Annotated in this window: 3 protein-coding genes and 1 other RNA gene; 1 reads left to right on the top strand and 3 read right to left on the bottom strand. The window is 44.7% G+C overall.

The features are described 5' to 3' along the window. Positions 1 to 118: 118 nt before the first annotated feature. Positions 119 to 510: a transfer-messenger RNA gene (ssrA, locus tag AC805_RS24770) on the top strand. Between the two features lie 58 nt (positions 511 to 568). On the opposite strand, the gene AC805_RS14360 is transcribed toward ssrA, so the two are convergent. The 3 genes from AC805_RS14360 to typA form a co-directional block, all read right to left on the bottom strand. Further along, positions 569 to 1,264: a J domain-containing protein gene (locus AC805_RS14360; RefSeq protein ID WP_055076053.1), complete on the bottom strand. Its 696-nt coding sequence runs from the start codon at positions 1,262 to 1,264 to the stop codon at positions 569 to 571. A gap of 85 nt (positions 1,265 to 1,349) precedes the next feature. After that, positions 1,350 to 1,517 (bottom strand): hypothetical protein, encoded by a 168-nt coding sequence (locus AC805_RS26330; RefSeq protein WP_009629298.1) that lies wholly within the window; start codon positions 1,515 to 1,517, stop codon positions 1,350 to 1,352. 239 nt (positions 1,518 to 1,756) lie between these two features. After that, the gene (gene typA, locus AC805_RS14355) at positions 1,757 to 3,550 is read right to left on the bottom strand and encodes a translational GTPase TypA (RefSeq protein WP_055076052.1); all 1,794 of its coding nucleotides are present in this window, start codon (positions 3,548 to 3,550) and stop codon (positions 1,757 to 1,759) included. Positions 3,551 to 3,946: the final 396 nt, after the last annotated feature.

Below are 3,946 nucleotides of genomic sequence, written 5' to 3'. Positions count from 1 at the left end.
ACTCATCTGGCTCTTTAAATATAAAACCCAAAAAGAAGCTATGGCACGCAGCGCGTGCCATAGCTTCTTTTTGGGTTTTAATTTTGCCGAGTTATTTATATGCTATAATTTTCGAATTGGGATCGTAAGGGTTTCGACGTGTTAGTAGAAGCTATCCCTTGATGCAGGTCGAGAGCGGGCTACCTCTCGTAAATCAATGGCTCAAACAAGTACATGCGAACAACATTGTATCTTTCTCTCGTAAAGCAGCTCCAGTAGCAGCCTAAGAACCAAACTTTTCGGTTTCGAGGAGTGTTGTATGACTCCGTTAAATGCACCACTCAACCCCTCAACGGATGCTGTGAATAGCTTTCTCTGGTAGGCTTTTCGCTTAAGACTTTATCAGTGCATCTCCCATCGCTAGAGATAAATAGCGGTTCCCTCCACGAGGATTAGATTGGATAAACCTGTGAATGACTGGGAGGTTAGGCGCTAGTGCGGACGGCAGTTCGACTCTGCCCGATTCCATTAAGCTAAGACCACCAAATAAAAGAGGGACTTGTTTTACAAGTCCCTCTTTTATTTGCTCCTACCCATTCTTAAGATTTTGAACTCGCTCCAAGTCGCGCTTCACTTCAAAAATAAGTTCGCGATTTTTAGGATCGGTATTTAAGGCTTTATTGAGATAGATTTCGGCTTCGCGTAACTTCCCAGCCAAAATTAACTCACTACTCCATCGATGGTAAGTCACAGCTTTCCAATGAATTACCTCTGGTGCGTTGGGAAATCTTTCGCTCATTCCTTCGACAACAGCGATCGCTACAATATATTTTTTTTGCTTGAGCAAATCCTGCACGCGCCGCAACATATCCAACTTGAGTCTTAACTCTGGATCGCTATTAATCGGATCGACCTGATTGTTAATCTGCTTTACTTCGATTTTGATTTTGGGGTGGGGTTGAGGCGGTTTTTTAGGTGTGGGAGTTTTTGGCGGTGGTGGCGCAGCAGGCGATCGCACTGCATTTGTAGAAGCGTTTGTTGAAGAATTGGTTGAAGAATTGGTTGAAGCATTCTTAGAAAATATCTCCTTCAGATCCTTCTCATCGGAATCCTTGAGCATTTTGTAAGCCTCCTGTACCAATCGGAATTTATCCGTAGCCGTAGGATCGTTTTGATTGACATCGGGATGATACTTACGTGCCAACCGACGATAGGCTACCTTAATGTCATCTAAGGTAGCATTGCGAGGAACTCCTAAGAGTCGATAGCATTCTGATAGGTGCATGAATTGAAACTTGACAATAAGACTCTGCTGAGAATCCAGAATAGGGAAAAATACTAAGTGAAAAAATACTAAGTGAAATTTTCCCCTATTCTGGCTTTTTGCGAATTGAGTACTTCCCCTTAGCCGTAATTGGCGAACCTTTATTTCCCTCTACCAGCTTAACGTAGCGATCCAAAGCCTCCTCTTTAGTAGCATGTTCGGAAATAACATGAACCTTACGACTTCCAGATAATTCGAGGACAACTTGATGCATAGGTTAAGTTGCTGGGAAATAGCCTTAAAACTGTAAAAACAGTTTAGCAAATATAAACCCATAAAGTAAAAAGGGGTGCTTAGCACCCCTTTTTACTTTATAAAATATAGCTCACTAGTTTTGTTAGGACAAAATTAAAGCCCAAAATAGAGTTGCCGCGCGGAGCGAGGCAACTCTATTTTGGGCTTTATGTCCTGATACAGTTGACGGTAGCTATACTTTATAAAAATCGCTGAAGCTTAGCGCTTGGCAAATTTCTTAGTCAACTTGCGTAACCGAATGGATTCAGGTGTGACTTCTAGAATCTCATCGGGACCAATATATTCCAAGGCGCGTTCGAGACTCATCTCGATCGGTGCTTGCAATTGCACGATGTCATCGGCACCCGCAGCCCGCATGTTTGTAAGCTGCTTGCTCTTACATACATTTAGTTCCATATCTTGAGGACGATTATTTTCACCGATAATCATGCCCTTATATACCTTAGTGCCAGGCTTAATAAAGAACACGCCCCGATCTTCAGCATTTTTCAAGGAAAACTCGGTAGCAGTACCTTCTTCAAAGGAAATCAACACGCCATTGCGACGAGCGCTGATTTCACCTGCGACGGGACGATAATCCAAGAAACTGTGATTCATGATGCCAGCGCCACGGGTTGCGCGCATAAAGTCACCACGGAAGCCGATCAGTCCGCGTGCAGGGACGACAAACTCAATTTGAGAGCGACCGCCACCCGACATTTGCATATCGATCATTTCAGCGCGACGCTGCCCAAGACGTTCGATACAACCACCAACGGCATCTTCAGGTACATCTAGCACTAGTGCTTCGTAGGGTTCGCACTTCTGACCGTTGATTTCCCGATAAATTACTTGAGGTTGGGTAACTTGGAACTCATAACCTTCACGGCGCATGGTTTCGATCAAGATTCCCAAGTGCAATTCGCCGCGTCCCGATACAGCAAAGCGATCGGGGGACTCAGGATCTTCTTGAACTCGCAGAGCCACATTAGTTTCTAGCTCGCGGAGTAGGCGATCGCGGACTTGGCGAGTGGTGACCAATTTACCTTCTTGACCGACAAAGGGCGAATCATTAACGCAGAAGGTCATCTGCAAGGTTGGCTCATCCACTTTGATCATCGGTAACGCGGAAGGCTCGTTAGGACAGGTAATGGTTTCACCGATATTGGCGGTAGCAAAACCTGATACGGCAACAATATTACCTGCGGAAGAGGTTTGCATTTCCACCCGTTTAAGCCCGTCAAATCCTAAAAGCTTCGTAATTTTGCCCTTAGTAATCGAGCCGTCTTCAGAAATTAGAGCCGCTTGTTGTCCAGAGGTAATCGTGCCGTTATGGATTTTGCCGATCACAATGCGACCGAGATATTCGGAATAGTCAAGGGTGGTAACTTGCAACTGCAAAGGTTTATCAGGATTGCCAACGGGTGGCGATACATGATGCAAGATTGACTCAAATAGAGGCTTCATATCGACATTGGCATCTTCGAGCTTTTCCTTGGCAAAGCCACCCATGCCTGAAGCAAATAGGTAAGGGAAATCACATTGATCGTCATCAGCGCCAAGCTCAATGAAGAGATCGAGTACTTTACTCACGGCAACATGGGGATCGGCAAATTCGCGATCGATCTTATTAATGACTACAAGAGGACGCAAACCTTTTTCCAACGCTTTTTTAAGTACAAAGCGAGTTTGAGGCATAGGACCTTCGTTAGCATCAACGATTAACAAGCAACCCTCGACCATGCCAAGTACCCGCTCAACTTCGCCACCAAAGTCAGCGTGTCCTGGGGTGTCAACTATATTGATGAGCGTATCTTTGTATTTGACGGCAGTATTTTTTGAAAGGATGGTAATGCCGCGCTCGCGCTCTAGGTCATTGGAATCCATTACGCATTCGACAAGGGCTTCACCTTCACGAAAAGCGCCTGACTGTCTGAGGAGTGCGTCTACTAGAGTGGTTTTGCCGTGATCGACGTGGGCGATGATGGCGACATTGCGGATAGGGAGAGACATGGGTGATGTATCGAGTTGATCGAAAAACTTATTATTTCTTTATCTATTATGCTTGAGTTTGTCAAAAAACTTTGTATTTATGCCCACCCATTCGTAATCATCAATACAAAATCAATACAGGTTTTGTTTCGGTTTTTTGTTATGCCTAGCTATTTACTACTCCCTTCCCAGTCAAGAAATAGCGGTACGGGGCAAAGCCCCGTACCGCTATTTCTTGGTTTTATAGCTGTCGCCAAGTGTACTAGGACATAAAACCCAAGAATTAATTGGCGACGCTTCGCGCCGCCAATTATAGTTGTTTTAAATAACTTGTAGACGGGCTTCGACTTCGCTCAGCCCTCGGTGTAAGCTAGCTGAGCGAAGTCGAAGCTGTAGTTTTTATTTGAATTATCTATA

The organism is Pseudanabaena sp. 'Roaring Creek' (assembly GCF_001402795.1).
In the GTDB taxonomy this organism is placed as follows: Bacteria; Cyanobacteriota; Cyanobacteriia; order Pseudanabaenales; family Pseudanabaenaceae; genus Pseudanabaena.
Note: the sequence above shows the minus strand (reverse complement) of the source record. Positions and strands in the feature narration are given on the sequence as shown.